14 protein-coding genes are annotated in these 15,907 nt (G+C 65.1%); 4 read left to right on the forward strand and 10 right to left on the reverse strand.

The window, feature by feature from the left end; all coding sequences use genetic code 11:
- Positions 1-37: 37 nt before the first annotated feature.
- Complete coding sequence (locus VRZ08_RS08425; protein WP_107345662.1) at positions 38-694, reverse strand: class I SAM-dependent methyltransferase; 657 nt, start codon at positions 692-694, stop codon at positions 38-40.
- Positions 695-786: 92 nt separating this feature from the next.
- Positions 787-1,587, reverse strand: coding sequence for a bifunctional hydroxymethylpyrimidine kinase/phosphomethylpyrimidine kinase (thiD, locus tag VRZ08_RS08430; protein WP_414532266.1), 801 nt, complete (start codon positions 1,585-1,587; stop codon positions 787-789).
- 138 nt (positions 1,588-1,725) lie between these two features.
- Between thiD and VRZ08_RS08435 the strand changes: the two genes are divergently transcribed.
- Positions 1,726-1,971 carry an Lrp/AsnC ligand binding domain-containing protein gene (locus tag VRZ08_RS08435; RefSeq protein WP_107345664.1) on the forward strand — a complete coding sequence of 82 codons (246 nt, stop codon included), beginning with the start codon at positions 1,726-1,728 and terminating at the stop codon, positions 1,969-1,971.
- Positions 1,972-1,978: 7 nt separating this feature from the next.
- Here the strand turns inward: VRZ08_RS08435 and VRZ08_RS08440 are convergent, their stop codons facing one another.
- From VRZ08_RS08440 to VRZ08_RS08455, 4 genes are all read right to left on the reverse strand, one after another.
- Positions 1,979-2,908, reverse strand: a complete 930-nt coding sequence (locus tag VRZ08_RS08440; protein ID WP_414532267.1) for a c-type cytochrome — start codon at positions 2,906-2,908, stop codon at positions 1,979-1,981.
- A gap of 34 nt (positions 2,909-2,942) precedes the next feature.
- On the reverse strand, positions 2,943-3,392 hold the full coding sequence (locus VRZ08_RS08445) for a c-type cytochrome (protein WP_414532268.1): 450 nt from the start codon (positions 3,390-3,392) through the stop codon (positions 2,943-2,945).
- Between the two features lie 110 nt (positions 3,393-3,502).
- The gene (locus VRZ08_RS08450; protein ID WP_414532269.1) at positions 3,503-5,824 is read right to left on the reverse strand and encodes a xanthine dehydrogenase family protein molybdopterin-binding subunit; all 2,322 of its coding nucleotides are present in this window, start codon (positions 5,822-5,824) and stop codon (positions 3,503-3,505) included.
- Between the two features lie 244 nt (positions 5,825-6,068).
- Positions 6,069-6,362, reverse strand: a complete 294-nt coding sequence (locus VRZ08_RS08455; RefSeq protein WP_107345668.1) for a hypothetical protein — start codon at positions 6,360-6,362, stop codon at positions 6,069-6,071.
- Between the two features lie 425 nt (positions 6,363-6,787).
- Between VRZ08_RS08455 and VRZ08_RS08460 the strand changes: the two genes are divergently transcribed.
- On the forward strand, positions 6,788-8,593 hold the full coding sequence (locus tag VRZ08_RS08460) for a carbamoyltransferase (protein ID WP_414532270.1): 1,806 nt from the start codon (positions 6,788-6,790) through the stop codon (positions 8,591-8,593).
- Here the strand turns inward: VRZ08_RS08460 and murJ are convergent, their stop codons facing one another.
- From murJ to VRZ08_RS08480, 4 genes are all read right to left on the reverse strand, one after another.
- Positions 8,594-10,123 carry a murein biosynthesis integral membrane protein MurJ gene (murJ, locus tag VRZ08_RS08465; RefSeq protein WP_414532271.1) on the reverse strand — a complete coding sequence of 510 codons (1,530 nt, stop codon included), beginning with the start codon at positions 10,121-10,123 and terminating at the stop codon, positions 8,594-8,596.
- A gap of 221 nt (positions 10,124-10,344) precedes the next feature.
- A complete protein-coding gene (locus tag VRZ08_RS08470; RefSeq protein ID WP_107356658.1) occupies positions 10,345-11,496 on the reverse strand; it encodes a DegT/DnrJ/EryC1/StrS family aminotransferase in 1,152 nt (383 codons plus the stop codon).
- A gap of 56 nt (positions 11,497-11,552) precedes the next feature.
- On the reverse strand, positions 11,553-12,548 hold the full coding sequence (locus tag VRZ08_RS08475) for a Gfo/Idh/MocA family protein (RefSeq protein ID WP_164601509.1): 996 nt from the start codon (positions 12,546-12,548) through the stop codon (positions 11,553-11,555).
- A gap of 140 nt (positions 12,549-12,688) precedes the next feature.
- Positions 12,689-13,681: an NAD-dependent epimerase gene (locus VRZ08_RS08480; protein ID WP_414532272.1), complete on the reverse strand. Its 993-nt coding sequence runs from the start codon at positions 13,679-13,681 to the stop codon at positions 12,689-12,691.
- 183 nt (positions 13,682-13,864) lie between these two features.
- Here VRZ08_RS08480 and VRZ08_RS08485 point away from each other — a divergent pair, with 183 nt between their 5' ends.
- Positions 13,865-14,824, forward strand: a complete 960-nt coding sequence (locus VRZ08_RS08485) for a lysylphosphatidylglycerol synthase transmembrane domain-containing protein (protein ID WP_408016869.1) — start codon at positions 13,865-13,867, stop codon at positions 14,822-14,824.
- A gap of 57 nt (positions 14,825-14,881) precedes the next feature.
- Positions 14,882-15,889, forward strand: a complete 1,008-nt coding sequence (locus VRZ08_RS08490; protein ID WP_414532273.1) for a glycosyl transferase — start codon at positions 14,882-14,884, stop codon at positions 15,887-15,889.
- The last annotated feature ends 18 nt before the right edge of the window (positions 15,890-15,907 follow it).

The raw sequence follows: 15,907 nt of genomic DNA on the forward strand, positions 1-15,907 counted from the left end.
AAGGCCGCCCGCGGGCGGCGACGTTTCGAACCCGCTCTCAGGCCGCCATCGGCGTGGGAGTCCGCTCGAAACACACCAGCGTGTAGATGCCGAACGGCTTCAGCTTGCGCCGCTCGACCAGGATCGCGTCGGAGGTGGCCTGAGCCCAGGCCTGCAGCCGCGCGAACGGAAACTCCGGACGCAGGCCGAGCGCGCGTGTCTTCTGCGCCGCCCAGCGCTCGACCGCCGCGGCAACGCCGACTTCCGAGTACAGATGATTGACCAGAATGATGCGCCCGCCCGGCTTTACCACGCGGTGGCACTCCGACAGAACCTGCTCGGGATTAGCGACCAGCGTGATGACGAATTGCGCGACGACGCAATCGAACGTCGCGTCGGCGAACTCCATCGCGTGCGCATCCATCTGGCGCACGTCTTTGACCCACGGATAGCGCCCGGTCGCCATCTTGGCGCGCGCCTTCTCCAGCATCGGCTCGCACAGATCGATACCGGTGATTTCGGTCGTGGCGTCGTAATCGTCGAATGATAGCCCGGTACCAACACCGACTTCGAGAATCTTGCCGCCATGCGCGCGCGCTTCAGCAGCCGCGGCGCGTCGTCCCTTCACCATCACCGGTCCGCATACCGCGTCGTAGATCGGAGCCCAGCGAGCGTAGGCGGTTTCAATCAGGGACTTGTCGAGATCGGGAGTCATCGGTTCCGTTCGAATCGTAAGTTACTTACGAATTCGGATTATCAGCGGAGTACGACGACTGGACGACAGCGCACGGTCGGCCGGTTTGGGCCTTAGTCGAAGCCTTGGAAATGATGGATCGGACCGTGGCCGTGCCCGACCGAAAGCTTGTCCGCCGCGGCGATGGCGGCGCTCACCCACTGCTTGGCGGCGGCCACAGAGGCCTGCAATGACTGGCCTTTGGCGAGATTGGCGGCGATCGCGGAGGACAGCGAGCAGCCGGTACCGTGGGTATTGTTGGTAATGATCCGCGGCGCCGCCAACGCTTCCACCTCGGTTCCCACGAACAGGTAATCGGTGCTGGTCGGCCCGGTGCCGTGTCCACCTTTGATCAGGACCGCTTCGCAGCCGAGCGCGAGCAGGCGCTGTCCCTGGCGTTCAATTTCGGCCGGCTCGTCGGCAACCGGCTCGTCGAGCAGTGCAGCGGCTTCGGGCAGGTTCGGGGTGATGAGACGGGCACGCGGGATCAGCGTGGTGCGCAGCGCCTCGACGCAGTCGTCCGCGATCAACCGGTCGCCGGAGGTCGCGACCATCACCGGATCGAGCACAACATTGGCGGCGTGCCAGCGATCCAGCCCTTCGGCGATCGCGGCGATCACGCCGCGCTGCGCCACCATCCCGATCTTGGTGGCGGCGATCGCAAGATCGCTGAACACCGCATCGATCTGCGCGGTGACGAACGCGGCCGGAACATCGTGGATCGCGGTGACGCCGCGGGTGTTCTGCGCGGTCAGAGCGGTGATCACCGAGGCGCCATAGACACGGTTCGCAGAAAACGATTTGAGGTCGGCCTGAATGCCGGCGCCGCCTCCGGAGTCGGAGCCGGCGATGGTGAGTGCGATCGGAATGGCCATCAACGTGCTCGATTGAATGAGAGGGCGGACCGGCAGCCGATCGCGGTCGTAGCGCGCCCGCGCCGCAGCGGCAAGAGCTTGCGCCGACAGGGTGTTTTAGGCTTGATGGCGCAAATCAAGCTGCCGGAGAGACCCGCGATGGTGCCGTTTTTCGTCCAGATCAAATGCCAGCTCGGCCAGTCCTACGCCGTCGCCAACGCGATCGCCGAAGCCGAGATCGCCTCGGAGATTTATTCGACCGCCGGCGACTACGACCTGCTGGTGAAATTCTACGTCGATCGCTCGACCGATATCGGCCATTTCGTCGCCGACAAGGTCCAGGTGATCCCCGGCATCAAGGACACCCACACCATCATCACCTTCAAGGCGTTCGGGCCGAAGTGATCGCCGGTCACTCGGCCTTGGCCTTGCGCGGGGGCCGGACCGGCCCCTGCACCGGCGGCAGCGACTTGATGTAGGCCGCGATCGCCTCGCGGTCATCCTTGCCGAGTTGCGAGGTGTTGCGGATCACCTGCGCCATCGAGCCGCCGGCACTGTCGCCTTCCGGCGTCATGCCGGTCTCCAGGAAATAGGCGATGTCGCCGGCGCTCCAGTCGCCGAGCCCCTTCTGGGTGATGTTCGGCACCCAGCCCCTGCCCTCGGGATCGGGCCCGCCGGCAAAGCGCTGCGCCGCGACGATGCCGCCCAGCGCGTTGCGCGGGCTATGGCACTCGGCGCAATGGCCGAAGCTGTTCACCAGATAAGCACCGCGATTCCACTGCGCCGATTGCGCCGGATCGGGCGTGAACGGCGTGTCGTCGAAGAACAGCAGCTTCCATAGCCCGACCGCGCGGCGGATGTTGAATGGGAACGGCACCTCGTTCGGCGGCGCCCGGCCGGCCACCGCCGGCAGCGTCTTGATGTAGGCGAACAGATCGCGGACGTCGTCGAGCCGCGCATGTGCGTAGGACGGATACGGAAACGCTGGATAGAGATGCACGCCGCCGGGCGCGGTGCCGCGCATCACCGCGCTGACGAACTCCGCCTCGGTCCATTTGCCGATACCGTCATTCGGATCGGGCGAGATGTTCGGCACGTAGAACGTGCCGAACTCCGACTTCAGTCCCAGCCCGCCGCCGAGCTTGGTGCGATCGTCCTGCTTCGGCGTGGCGTGGCATTCGGCGCAACCGCCGGCGTAGAACGCGGTACGGCCATTCTCGAGGTTGGCGGTGCGCGTCGGCAGGCGGTCAGCCGACACCGTGGCCGGCCTCGTCAGCAGCCAGAACGCGGCGACGCCGATGATCGCCGCGACCCCCACTACGACTCCGAGAGTCCTGGCCACGGCCGATTCTCCGCTGCCGGCGGCGGTTGCCGCGTTAGCCTTCCTTCTGACGGAAATTCTCGTGGCAGCTGCCGCATGCCTTGCCGATCGGCTGCATCGCGGCCTTCAGCGTATCGACGTCCTTGACCTTGCCCTTGGCGCCGTCGACCGCCTTGGCGAAGTCGGAGATCTCGCCGTCGAATTTGGCGCGCTCGGTCCAGATCTTCGGCGAGGCGCTGTACTTGCTGTCGAACGGCTTCAGGCCCTTGGCGCCGTCCGGAAACAGCTTGGGGAGGTCCTTGGCGGTTTCGTCGAACTGCTTCAGCGCCGCATCGACCGCGGCCTGATCGTAGGGCTTCTCGCCCTTGGCCATGGCGCCGAGCACCATCATGTTCCGGCCGTTGTCCTTCATCAGTTTCTGGGTCTTATCGACCAGATCCTGCTGCGCCATCACGGCGCTCGCCGTCAACAAAACCGCTCCGGCCACGATCACAGTTCGCAACATCGCAATTCCTCCCGCTTGGTTGTTTCAACTCCGTCACCGGCCGCCGGTTCGGCGGCCTTCGCAGCGGTGGCTTAACGCCACTCTATTAGGTCTCGTTCGATCGACCCGGCTTACAGCCGGTGCCGGCGCTCGTGTTCGCGGATCGCCATCCACACCCGCTCCGGCGTCGCCGGCATATCGATGTGGTCGATCCGGTATTCCCGCCACAGCGCGTCGATGATCGCATTCATCACCGCCGGGCAGGAGCCGATCGCCCCTGCCTCGCCCGCACCCTTCACGCCCATTGGATTGGTGGCGCACGGCACGTTGTGTGTTTCGAAGGTGATCGGCGCGCCATCGGCCGCGCGCGGCAGCGCGTAGTCCATGAACGAACCGGTGACGAGCTGGCCGTCCTCGGCGTTGTAAACAGCCTGCTCCATCAGCGCCTGGCCGATGCCCTGAATGGTGCCGCCGTGGACCTGGCCGGCGAGAAGCAGTGGATTCAGCGTCACGCCGAAATCATCGACGATCACGTAGTTGACGATCCTGATCTTGCCGGTCGCCGGATCGAGCTCGATTTCGACCAGATGCGTGCCGTTCGGATAGGTGCCGTCGGCGCTGGCGAAGGTGGCGCTGGCATTGAGCTTGGCAGGATCGACGCCGGGCCGCTTGGCGAGATCGGCGAAGCTGATCGAGCGGTCGGTGCCGGCGATCCGGATGGTGCCGTCGCTGATTTCGAGGTCGGCGGCGCTGGTCTCCAGCGCATCGGCGGCGATGTCGCGGAGCTGCTCGCCGAGCTGATGGGTAGCGCGCTGCACGCTGACGCCGCCGGAGGGGATCGACGCCGAGCCGCCGGTGCCGAGGCCAGTGGCGATCCGGTCGGTGTCGCCCTGCACCACGCGTACCCGCTCCTGCGGCACGCCGAACTGCTCGGCAACGATCTGCGCATAAGCGGTCTGGTGCCCCTGCCCGCTCGACTGCGTGCCGATCAGCACGGTGATGTCGCCGTCGGGATCGAGCACCACCTTGGCGGTCTCCTCGCCCATGGTGCCGCAGACCTCGACGTACGAGGCGAGCCCGATGCCGCGCACCAGTCCCTGCTTCTTGGCGGCCTTGGCGCGCTTGGCGAAATCCTTCCAGTCGCCGATCTCCATCGCGCGCTTCAGATGCGCGGCGAAGTCGCCGGAGTCGTACACTTTGCCGGTCGCGGTCTTGTAGGGGAGCTTGCGCGGCGGAATGAAGTTCTTGCGCCGGATCGCATCCGGCGACATCGACAGTTTACGCGCGCAGGCATCAACCAGACGCTCGACCACGTAAGCAGCTTCGGGACGTCCAGCGCCGCGGTAGGCGTCGACCGGCACGGTGTGAGTGAACACGGTGCGGATGCGGCAGTGGAACGCCTGAATGTCGTACAGCCCCGGCAACATGCCGGCGCCGCCGTAAGGAATGTAGGGGCCGAAGGTCGACAGATAGGCGCCGACGTCGCCGATCAGATCGACATCCATCCCAAGAAACTTGCCGTCCTCCGCCAGCGCCATCCGCGCGGTGGTGACGTTGTCGCGGCCTTGCGAGTCGCCGACGAAGTGATCGCCGCGATCGGCAGTCCACTTCACGGTCTTGCGCAGTTTCTTGGCGGCGACCACCAGCAGCGCGTATTCGCGATACGGAAACAGCTTGGTGCCGAACCCGCCGCCGACATCCGGACAGATCACCCGCATCTTCTCGACCGGGATCTTCAACACGGTCTGGCACAGGATATCGCGCAGCCGGTGACTGCCCTGGCTGCCGACCGTCAGCGTGAAGTGATCGCGCTTGGCATCGTATTCGCAGACCGCCGCGCGGGTCTCCATGTAGTTGGTGACGATGCGCGGGTTGACGATGCGGATTTCAGCGACCGCATGCGCTTTGGCGAACGCCTCGTCAGTCGCGGCCTTGTCGCCGATGCCGGCATCGAACAGCACGTTGCCGGCGTGGTCGGGCCACACCTCCGGCGCGCCGGGCTCGACCGCGCGCGCGGCGCCAACCACGGCCGGCAGCGGCGTCCACTCCACCGCGATCGCTTCCAGCGCGTCGCGGGCACGCGCGAGCGTGTCGGCGACCACAAAGGCGATCGCATCGCCGACATGGCGGACCTCATCGCGCGCCAGGATCGGATAATCGGGCGCCTTGAACGGCTTGTCCGGCAGATTGAACAGGCACGGCAGACCGCCGAGATCGGCGACGTCATCCGCGGTCAGGATCGTCAGCACGCCGGGGAGGCCGCGCGCCGCACTCGCATCGAGCTTGAAGGTGGCATGGGCATGCGGCGAGCGCAGCACTAGCGCGTAAGCGGACGAAGCCGGCGCAACGTCGTCGGTGTAGCGGCCTTTGCCGCGAATCAGAGGATCGTCCTCCTTGCGCAACACGCTCTGGCCGACGCCGAACTTGGTGGGAGCCAACTTGGTTGGAGCCATGGGACCGTCACCTCCGATGCGATTGGAAAGCATCTTGCAGCGGATCGATGACAGGAGCAAACGCGCCGGCGCGAGCTTCGCGGCCGAACACCGAAATATGAACCCAGTGGCAGCAATCTGCACATTTGCGCCTGCAGCGCGCTCGCCTACGCGCCAGCGCAAAATGAAACAGGTGCATCGGTTACCCGATACACCTGTTCGGAAGCTCACGCCGGTCGGGGCGTCTCCGCCCCGCCGCGGCGAATTAGTAGCAGATCACCCGGCCGTAAACCGGATTGAACACACACCCGCCATAGCCACGATAGTAGCCACGGCCACGGCCGCGATAATAGCCAGGGCCCCAACCACGCCCACGGCCGTAATAGCCGCGCCCACGGCCGCGACCGCGGCCGCGCTGGGCCTCAGCCTTGCCGGTGCTTGCGGTCAGGAACAGCGCCGAGGTTCCGACGAGGCTGAAGCCGTAAATCGCGGTCAGCGTGACGGCGGCGAGAACGCGCGTCGTCCATCCCTTGCGGGCCTTGGAAGCAGTTTGAGCCATATGGATTGTTCTCCCGGTCGTTGAGCAGGTTACCGTCATGTCCCGTTGTTGGTGGGGTCGTGCGGGAAGACGGTTCAAATGCGCGGGGTCAATGCGCCCCCGTGATCGGCCTCGGCGGTCAAGCTTATGATCAAGCTAGGGTTTTGGTCAAGCCGCGATCGGCGCTGAACGCGGCGAGATGCTGCCAAACGTCGGAGCGGCCGAGATGTTCCAGCCACGCCGATGCTCGCTCTCTCGCGTGCAGCGCCGCATGGGCCGGACCGATCGCTCGGGGAACACGACGCGCCTGCGGGCGTCTCACCGATGTCCAACTTTACTGGTCCAGCTATAGTGCCATTCAACTGAACCGCATCGCGGTACGGATCGACTGTCAAGTGACGACACTCGCCTCACCCGCGCCGCTCCCGCGCACAACAAAGCAGCCCATGCCCCGTCAGCACACCTACGTTCTCGGCCTCAACACCTACGACCACGACGTCAGCGCCGTCCTGCTGCGAGACGGCGAGGTCGCCTTCGGCGTTGCCAAGGAGCGCATCACCCGCGAGAAGCACGCATCCGGATTCTACAAGGAGGTGATCGACTACTGCCTGAGCGCCGAAGGCATCACCATGGCGGACGTCGATCTGGTGGTGCGCAACTGTTACATTCTGCCGGTGCCGGAGATGGAAGACAGGCTGATCTTCCAGGACATGCCCGGCTTCCTGCCCGAGCATGAGCGCGGCACCGCCCGCAGCCACCCGCTGTTCCGCAACCACACCAACAAGGTGGCGACGATCTCGCATCACCTCGCGCACGCCTACAGTGCGTTCGCGCCGTGCCCGTTCGAAGAAGGCGTGGTGATGATCGTCGACGGCGTCGGCAGCTACCGGGCCGATGTCGACGAGCAGTTTCCTGGCGACGACGCCTCGCCGCTCGCCCGCGAATCCGAGAGCTACTACAAATTCAGCGGCACCAAGCTGGAGTGCCTGAAGAAGGTCTGGATGGAGCCGGAACGAGGCTTTCTCAGCGACGAGTTCTACAACATGCCGGGGCTTGGCGCCTACTACAGCCGTGCCTCCACCTACGTGTTCGGCGACTGGAACAAATGCGGCGAGCTGATGGGCCTGGCGCCTTACGGCCGGCCCGACGCCATCCCGCCGATGCTGCAGTTCGAGAACAACAAGCTCACCGTGCCACGTTGGACGCCGGAACTGAACCAGCCCTACATCATGGACAGCCCCGGCAAGTGGGAAGACAACCCGTCGATGCGGCACTGGGAAGATCTCGCCTGGCGGGTGCAGGACGACACCGAGCGGGTGCTGCTGGAACGTGCGCGCTGGCTGCGCGAGACCACCGGCGCCAAGAACCTGTGCATCGCCGGCGGCGTCGCGCTCAACTGCGTCGCCAACGGCCGGATCGCCCGCGAGGCGGGCTTCGAGAATGTCTGGATCCAGCCCGCGGCTGGCGACGATGGCATCGCGATCGGCTGCGCTTACTATGGCCACCTGGTGATCCAGCAGAAGCAGCGTGGCTTCGAGATGAAGCACGCCTATATCGGCCGGCCGTATTCGGACGCCGAGGTCGAGGAAGCGACGCAGCGGTTCTTCGTCAAGCCGCAGATCAACGTGGTCCGCTCGAGCGAGGTCTATAAGGAAACCGCGCGGCTACTCGCCGATCAAAAGGTGATCGGCTGGTTTCAGGGCCGCTCTGAATTCGGCCCCCGCGCGCTCGGCCATCGCAGCCTGCTGGCAGATCCGCGCAGGGCCGAGATGAAGGACATCCTCAACAGCCGCGTGAAGCATCGCCAGCCGTTCCGGCCGTTCGCGCCGATCGTCCTGAAGGAGCGCGCGGACGAGATCTTCGAGGGCAAGGGCGACTCGCCCTTCATGCTGATGGCCAAACCGGTGGCGCCGGCATGGCGCGACAAGATTCCGGCCGTTGTCCACGTCGACGGCTCCGCCCGCGTGCAGACGGTGGACGAAGAGACCGCGCCCGACCTCTATTACATCCTGAAAGAGTTCGAAGCGCTGACCGGCGTGCCGGTGCTGGTCAACACCTCGTTCAACATCAAGGGCGAGCCGATCGTCGAAACGCCGCGCGACGCGATGGCCTGCTTCCTCACGACGGGCATCGACCATCTGGTGATGCACGACACCATCGTGTCGAAGAACAAGGCGCACCGCTTCATCAATCCGGTGCTGCAGGTGTATTCCGACGTCACTAACTTGGTGCGGTCGACCACCGCGGCTTGATCAGCCGCGCAGCAGGCGCTTGATCCAGCGCGGTCCGAACAGGATCAGGATCGCGGCGCCGTAGGTGACGGCGCCGACCGCGATTAACAGTGCCAGCGCGGCTTCGCTACGCAGCGCGGGCAGCAATGCCAGATACGGCGGCGCGAACAAGGCGGCCAGCCACAACGCGGCGCCGAGCAGCACGCCGATAACGCCAAACTTGAAGATCGCGCGCACCAGTTCGCGATCGAACTCCAGGTAACCAGCACGCACCGAGAAGAAGATCACCAGCAGCAGATTGATCCAGGCGCCTGCGGCGGTCGCGAGCGCCAGGCCGACCTGCGCCAGCGAGCCCATCAGGGCAAATTTCAGCACCACGTTGGTGGCGACACCGGTGAGCGCCGCCTTCACCGGAGTCGCAGTGTCCTTGCGCGCATAGAACGGCGCCACCGCGCTGCGGATCAAGACGAACGGGATCAGCGCGATCGCATAGGCGGCAAGCGTGGTGCCGGCCGAGATCGCATCGGCGCGGGTGAAGGCGCCGCGCGCAAACATCGCCCGCATGATCTCATCCGGGACGGTAAGGAAGGCGGCGACGAAAGGTACCGAGAACAGCAGCGTAAATTCGAACGCGCGGCGCTGCGATGCCTTGGCGCCGGCATCGTCGCCGGCGGTGAGCTGCCGCGACATCTCCGGCAGCAGCACGGTGCCGATCGCGATGCCGATCACGCCGATCGGCAACTGGTTGAGCCGGTCGGCATAATACAACGCCGACAGCGCGCCGGCCGGCAGGAAGGTCGCGATGATGGTATCGGCAAACAGCGCAATCTGGGTGCCCATCGAACCGACTGTCGCCGGCCCCAGCGCGCGGAAGAACGCGCGGACATCCTCGTCGAGCTTCAGCTTGGAGAATCGCGGCAGTCCGCCGTGCAGCGACAAATCGCCGGCGAGCAGGAGATACTGCAGCACGCCGGAAATCAGCACGCCCCAAGCAGCAGCATGGCCTGCGCTCGGGAAGAACGCGGCGAGCGCCAGCGTCGCCATCATCGAGATGTTGAGGAAGATCGAAGCGGCGGCGGCGGAGGCAAAGCGCTGCATCACGTTGAGGATGCCGCCGTACAGCGTCACCAGGGTGATCAGCAGCAGGTATGGAAAGGTGATCCGCGTCAGCTCGATCGCCAGCGCGCGCTGCTCCGGATCATCGGTGAAACCCGGCGCCAAAATGCTCATCATCTGCGGCATGAAGGCGAGCGCAACGGCGAGCAGCACCAGCTGCGACAGAAACAGCAGCGTGAAGATGCGGTCGGCGAACAGCTTGGCGGAGGCCTCGCCCTTCTCGCCATGGACATGCGCATAGGCCGGTACGAAGGCAGCGTTGAACGCGCCCTCGGCGAAGATCGCCCGGAAGTGATTTGGCAGTCGCAGCGCCACGAAGAACGCATCCGCCACCGGACCGGCGCCGAGGATCGCCGCCAGCATGATGTCGCGGGCAAAGCCGGTCAGGCGCGACAGCAAAGTGAAGCCGCCGACGGTGAAAATGCGCTTGAGCATGGGGCGCTTCTACAGGAAGTCGCGACAGCGCAAAACAGGAATGGCTGGCTACGATCCCCTCACACGGGAGTCATTCCGGGGCGCGCCCGTCAGGGCGCGAACCCGGAATCCCGATGTGGTGGGAGCACCCTATCGGCAACCTCGAGATTCCGGGTTCGCTCGCTTACGCGAGCGCCCCGGAATGACGGGGAGGCTCAGTGCTCGACCCGAAGGACGGTGCCTTACCGTCCCAGCGCGCCGCGCACCGCATGGATGACGCGATCCTGCGTCGGCGCATCAAGATAGGCGTGCATCGGCAGCGCGATGACGTCACGCGACAGCCGCTCGCACACCGGCAGGCCGCCATCAGCGACTGGGAAGCCGCGATACGCGGTCTGCTGGTGCATCGACTTCGGATAATAGATCGCGGTCGGGATGCCTTGCGCCTTCAGCGCCGCGGCAAAACCGTCGCGATCGACACCGTGCGGCAACCGGATGGTGTACTGCGCCCACACCGAGGTGCAGTCCTCGGCAAGGCGCGGAACGGTAACGACATCGGCCAGCGCTGCCGAATAGCGCTCGGCGACGACGTTGCGCGCGGCGATCTCGTCTTCGAAGATCGTCAGCTTCTGCAGAAGGATCGCCGCCTGGATGGTGTCGAGACGGCCGGTGAGGCCGAGCCGGACGTTGTCGTACTTGTCGGTGCCCTGGCCGTGAACGCGAACGCTCTTCAGCGCTTCGGCGAATTCGGAATCATCGGTGAAGATCGCGCCGCCGTCGCCGAAGCAGCCGAGCGGCTTGGCCGGGAAGAAGCTGGTGGCGGTGGCGAGGCCGAAGCTGCCGAGCTTCTTGCCGCGGTGGCTGGCGCCGAAGCCCTGCGCCGCGTCATCGAGCACGAACAGCCCTTCGTCCGCCGCAACGGCGCCGACCGCGGTGTGATCGGCGGCCTGGCCGAACAGATCGACCGGAATGATCGCGCGCGGCTTCAAGCCGAGCTTTTTGGCGGTGCCGATGCCGCGCTTCAGCGAGGCAATGTCGATGTTGAACGTGACCTCGTCGACATCGACGAACAGCGGCGTCGCGCCGGTCAGCGCCACCGCTTCACCGGTCGCGCAGAACGTGAAGGACGGGCACAGCACGGCGTCGCCGGGACCGATGCCCTTGGCCATCAGCACCATCAACAGCGCATCGGTGCCGCTCGAGCAGGTCACGACGTGACGCGCGCCGGCGAAAGCGGCGAGCTTCGCCTCCAGCTCGATCACTTCCGGACCGTTGAGGAACTGGCAGTGGTTCAGCACCTTGCCGACCGCCTCGTCGATGCCGGCCCCCAACCTGCGGCGCTGAGCGCCGACATCGATGAAGGGCACCGGGTCGTTGCGGAGATGCTGATTCATGGGGCCTTGCCGGGTTCGGATGACGGGAATGCGCTGAAGACAGGTCGCGCGTTGGGCTAACCGGCCGCGCGGCGGGGCGCAGCGGCGGTCGCCGCGGGTCGTGCGGGCTGATCGAGACACTGGATCGCGATCTCAAGGCTGGCGACGCCCTCCTCGCCGGTCACGGCGGGCGTGCCGTTGCTGCTCACCGCATTGACGAAGGCGATCAGCTCGGCGCGCAGCGGCTCGTCGTGCCCGACCGGCAGATGCCGCATCGAATAGCTGCCGTCGGCCTTGAAGCCGAAGCACTCGGTGACCTGACGGGTCAGCAGGTCTCCCATCACGTATTTGCCGCGGGTCGCGACCGTCACGGTGCGCGCCTTGAACGGGGTCAGCCAGTTGGTATTGATGTGGGCGAGCACACCCGAAGCGGTGCGGAACTGCAGCAGCGCGATGTCCTCGCGCTCGGCGATGGCGCTGGAGAGCTGCGGCTGCACCTCGGTGATTTCCGAGTCGGTGAACCAGCGGATCAGGTCGATGTCGTGGACGGCGAGGTCGATGACGACACCGACATTCGACATCCGCGGCGGGAACGGGCCGACCCGGGTGATGCCGATCGACAGGATGTCCTCGTCACGAATCGCCTGCTTGATCGCCGCGACCGCCGGATTGAAGCGTTCGACATGGCCGACCATCAGGGTGACCCCGGCCTTCTTGGCGGCGGCGACGATCTCGCGGCCTTCGGCCACCGTCGAGGCGATCGGCTTCTCGACCAAGACATGGATACCGCGACCGATGCAGGTCAGCGCCACGTCATGATGCAGGTGGGTGGGTGCCGCGATGGTCACCGCGTCGACCCCGGCCAGCAGCAATTCGTCGAGCGTTGCGAAGGTCTTACAGCCGATCAGCTCGACCGCGCGGTCGCGGTGCTCCGGCAGCGGATCGACGATCCCGACCAGCGTCACTCCCGGCAGTCCCGCCAGCACCCGGCCGTGGTTGGTTCCCATCACCCCGGCGCCGATCACGCCGATCCGGAGCGAGGGGGTCTTGGCCGTTTCAGTGCTGGAAGTCATGGCATCGCGCCTTGGAAATTGAAGGTGCGGCTTCCTAGCACGCGGCCACAGATGTGGCGAACGTTCGGGAAACATGCCCAAACACGTTTTGATTCAATTGATTACACGTAAGGCCAGAACTGCGAATTAGACGCAGGAAACTACACCCGGTGGTAGTCGCGAAACCAGGTCACGAAGGCGCGGACCCCATCCTCGATCCGGGTCGAAGGCCGGAAGCCGACGTCCCGGACCAGCGCTTCGACATCCGCAAACGTCGCCGGCACGTCGCCCGGCTGCATCGGCAGCATCTCCTTGACGGCAGGCCGGCCGAGTGCGTCCTCGAGCAACGCCACCACGTGCATCAGCTCTTCGGGGCTATGGTTGCCGACATTGTAGACTCGCGCGGGTGCGCCGCCATTTTGGCCGGGCTGGGCTGTCGGCACCAGCTCCATCAGCCGGGTCACGACGCGCGTGACGTCGTCAATGAACGTAAAGTCGCGCCGCATCTGGCCGTGGTTGAACAGCTTGATCGGGCGCCCTTCGGTGATGGCCTTGGCGAACAGGTAAAGGGCCATATCAGGTCGGTACCATGGTCCGTAGATCGTGAAGAACCGCAGGCCCGTGGTCGGCAGCCGGTAAAGATGGCTGTAGCAATGCGCCATCAGCTCATTGGCCTTTTTCGTCGCCGCATACAGGCTGATCGGGTGGTCGGTCGGATCATCCACCGAGAACGGCAGCTTCGTATTGGCGCCGTAGACCGACGACGAGGAGGCATAGATCAGGTGGCCGCAGCCATTGTGGCGGCAGCCTTCCAACACGTTGAGGAAGCCTTCCAGATTAGAGTCCGCATAATCGTGCGGATGGCTGAGCGAATGTCGCACCCCGGCCTGCGCGGCGAGGTGGATCACCACCGGAAAACGGTGTTTTGCAAACAACTCTGCGATCGTCCTCCGGTCGGACAGATCGGCGTGAACAAAGCTGAAATGCGGATAAGGCGTCAGCAGATCGAGCCGCGCCTGCTTCAACGCCGGGTCATAATAGGCGTTGAGGCTGTCCAGGCCGACGACCGCATGCCCCGCCTGCAACAGCTCCCGGGCGATGTGATAGCCGATGAAGCCTGCTGCGCCCGTGACCAGGACCGGTGTCTCTGCCATCTCGTTTCCGCCCCTCGCGATCCAATGCGCGCCTGTTTAGCCAGCCGGCCACCAAAGCGGCAAGGGGAACCGGGGCGCTATTGCCAGATCGGACGCAAGTCCCTACCAAGGCGGCGACTTTCGCAATGGCCGGGCGCCGCTCGCTCTTGACGACCTGTTAACTTCCGACCCCAGCGATCTCTCATGCGCCGGTTTCTGCTTTCAGCAGCCAAGATCCTGGTTTCAGTGGCGCTCTTGTATCTGGCGCTCCGAAAGACCGATTTTGCCGCCCTCGCCGCACGGATCGATGCGACCAGCTTGGGCTGGCTGGCGGCTGCCGTCGCTGCAACGATCTTCCAGCTGTTCGTCAACGCGGTGCGCTGGCGCGCGATCGGTGCGTGCTGCGAAGCGCCGCTGACCGCCGGACGCTCGATGCGCTACGCAATGATCGGCTCGTTCTTCAATCAGACGTTGCCGTCCGCAATCGGAGGTGACGCGGTGCGGGTCTGGCTGCTGGCGCGGGCCGGTGCCGGCTGGCGTGCCGCCACCTATTCGGTGTTCGTCGATCGGGCGACCGGATTGATCGCCTTGTCGGCGATCATCTTCGTGACGCTGCCGTGGACGCTGCGATTGATCGACAACGCGGACGGTCGGCTCGGATTGATGCTGCTCGATTTTGCCGCGCTCGGCGCCGGCATCGTGTTCCTGGCTTTGCCGTTTCTGCGGTTCGGTCTGCTCGACCGGATCTGGGCCACCCGCCATATGCGCGGCTGCTCCGAAGTCGCCCTGAAGGTTCTGTCGACTCCGAAAAGCGCAGCGATCCTCATCGCCACCTCGTTGATCATCCCGGTTCTCGCAGTGGTGATCGCCTGGTGCGTGGCGCGGGCGATCGAATCGCCGAGCAGCTTCGTGCAGTTGTTCGAGCTCGTCCCGCCGATCATGCTGATCACCATGATCCCGATCTCGATCGCCGGCTGGGGCGTACGCGAAGCCAGCATGGGATTGGCGTTCGGCTATGCCGGCCTCAACCCCAGTGACGGCGTCGCGGTGTCATTGCTGTTCGGTGCCGTTTACTTCGTCGTCGGCGGAATCGGTGGCCTGATCTGGATCATGAGCGCTGAAAAAGCCGCCAAGGGCGATGCGCCGATCGAAGTTCCGGAGTAGCGCGATGCGCAGCGCCACGGGCGACAGGATGTCTTTAAACGTCAGGCTCAACGACTGATGGGGACGAGCTTGGTCACGCTGTTCGTGTTCGTGTCCGCAGCAGTCGGATGTGCGGCGCTCACGTGGGCACTGATGCCGCTGTTGGCCCGCTACGCGCTGGCCCGCCCGAACGCGCGCTCGTCGCACAAGATCCCAACGCCGCAGGGTGCCGGAATTGCCGTCATCGTCGCCACTTTGGTAGTCACGGCATTGGCTCTCGGCCTGACGGCTCCCACGCTACTGGCGCTCCTACCGTTATTTGCTGCAACCGTCGTCATTGCCATCGTTGGTGCGGTCGATGATATCAGACCGATTCCTGTGCTACCGCGCTTTGCGCTGCAAGCGCTGTGTGTCGGGGCGGTCGTGCTCACGCTGCCGTTCGACGAGCAGATCATTCCCACCCTACCGCTGTGGCTCGAACGCACCGCGCTGCTGATCGGCGGCTTGTGGTTCGTCAATCTCGTCAACTTTATGGATGGTCTCGACTGGATGACGGCTGCCGAAGGCGTGCCGGTCACGGCCGCCCTGGCGGTGTTCGGCTTGCTCGGAGCGCTGACGCAGTCGCCGATGCTGATTGCGGCGGCGCTCGGTGGAGCGCTCCTTGGTTTTGCTCCATTCAACCGGCCAGGCGCCGCCAAGGTCTTTCTCGGTGACGTCGGCAGCCTGCCGATCGGGCTTCTGCTCGGCTGGTGCCTGCTGCAGCTCGCCTTGCAAGGGCATGTCACCGCGGCGCTGCTCCTGCCGCTATACTATCTCGCCGACAGTACCCTGACGTTGTTGCGGCGAATGCTACGGCGCGAACCGTTTTGGCTGGCGCACCGGTCCCATTTTTATCAGCGAGCCACCGACAACGGCTTTTCAGTACGCGAAGTCACGAGACTTGTCTTCCTGACAAACCTAGCGTTGGCGTTGCTGGCCGGATTATCGATCGCGCTGAAGTCCATCGCCGCCGATGGCGCGCTGCTTGCCGTCGGCACCGCGGTGGTCGCGGCCCTATTAATGCGGTTTGCGCGTCGTAAAGCGTGACGCGTCAGCCACGGGCGC

This window comes from Rhodopseudomonas sp. G2_2311 (assembly GCF_047501505.1).
GTDB lineage: Bacteria > Pseudomonadota > Alphaproteobacteria > Rhizobiales > Xanthobacteraceae > Rhodopseudomonas > Rhodopseudomonas palustris_H.

What these genes read in the sequence shown, in the direction of transcription:
- VRZ08_RS08425 (WP_107345662.1), bottom strand. Translation starts at nt 694, where the DNA reads ATGACTCCCGATCTCGACAAGTCCCTGATTGAAACCGCCTACGCTCGC.
- VRZ08_RS08450 (WP_414532269.1), bottom strand. Translation starts at nt 5,824, where the DNA reads ATGGCTCCAACCAAGTTGGCTCCCACCAAGTTCGGCGTCGGCCAGAGC.
- VRZ08_RS08480 (WP_414532272.1), bottom strand. Translation starts at nt 13,681, where the DNA reads ATGGCAGAGACACCGGTCCTGGTCACGGGCGCAGCAGGCTTCATCGGC.
- VRZ08_RS08490 (WP_414532273.1), top strand. Translation starts at nt 14,882, where the DNA reads ATGGGGACGAGCTTGGTCACGCTGTTCGTGTTCGTGTCCGCAGCAGTC.
- VRZ08_RS08435 (WP_107345664.1), top strand. Translation starts at nt 1,726, where the DNA reads ATGGTGCCGTTTTTCGTCCAGATCAAATGCCAGCTCGGCCAGTCCTAC.
- VRZ08_RS08470 (WP_107356658.1), bottom strand. Translation starts at nt 11,496, where the DNA reads ATGAATCAGCATCTCCGCAACGACCCGGTGCCCTTCATCGATGTCGGC.
- VRZ08_RS08460 (WP_414532270.1), top strand. Translation starts at nt 6,788, where the DNA reads ATGCCCCGTCAGCACACCTACGTTCTCGGCCTCAACACCTACGACCAC.
- murJ (WP_414532271.1), bottom strand. Translation starts at nt 10,123, where the DNA reads ATGCTCAAGCGCATTTTCACCGTCGGCGGCTTCACTTTGCTGTCGCGC.
- VRZ08_RS08455 (WP_107345668.1), bottom strand. Translation starts at nt 6,362, where the DNA reads ATGGCTCAAACTGCTTCCAAGGCCCGCAAGGGATGGACGACGCGCGTT.
- thiD (WP_414532266.1), bottom strand. Translation starts at nt 1,587, where the DNA reads ATGGCCATTCCGATCGCACTCACCATCGCCGGCTCCGACTCCGGAGGC.
- VRZ08_RS08445 (WP_414532268.1), bottom strand. Translation starts at nt 3,392, where the DNA reads ATGTTGCGAACTGTGATCGTGGCCGGAGCGGTTTTGTTGACGGCGAGC.
- VRZ08_RS08475 (WP_164601509.1), bottom strand. Translation starts at nt 12,548, where the DNA reads ATGACTTCCAGCACTGAAACGGCCAAGACCCCCTCGCTCCGGATCGGC.
- VRZ08_RS08485 (WP_408016869.1), top strand. Translation starts at nt 13,865, where the DNA reads ATGCGCCGGTTTCTGCTTTCAGCAGCCAAGATCCTGGTTTCAGTGGCG.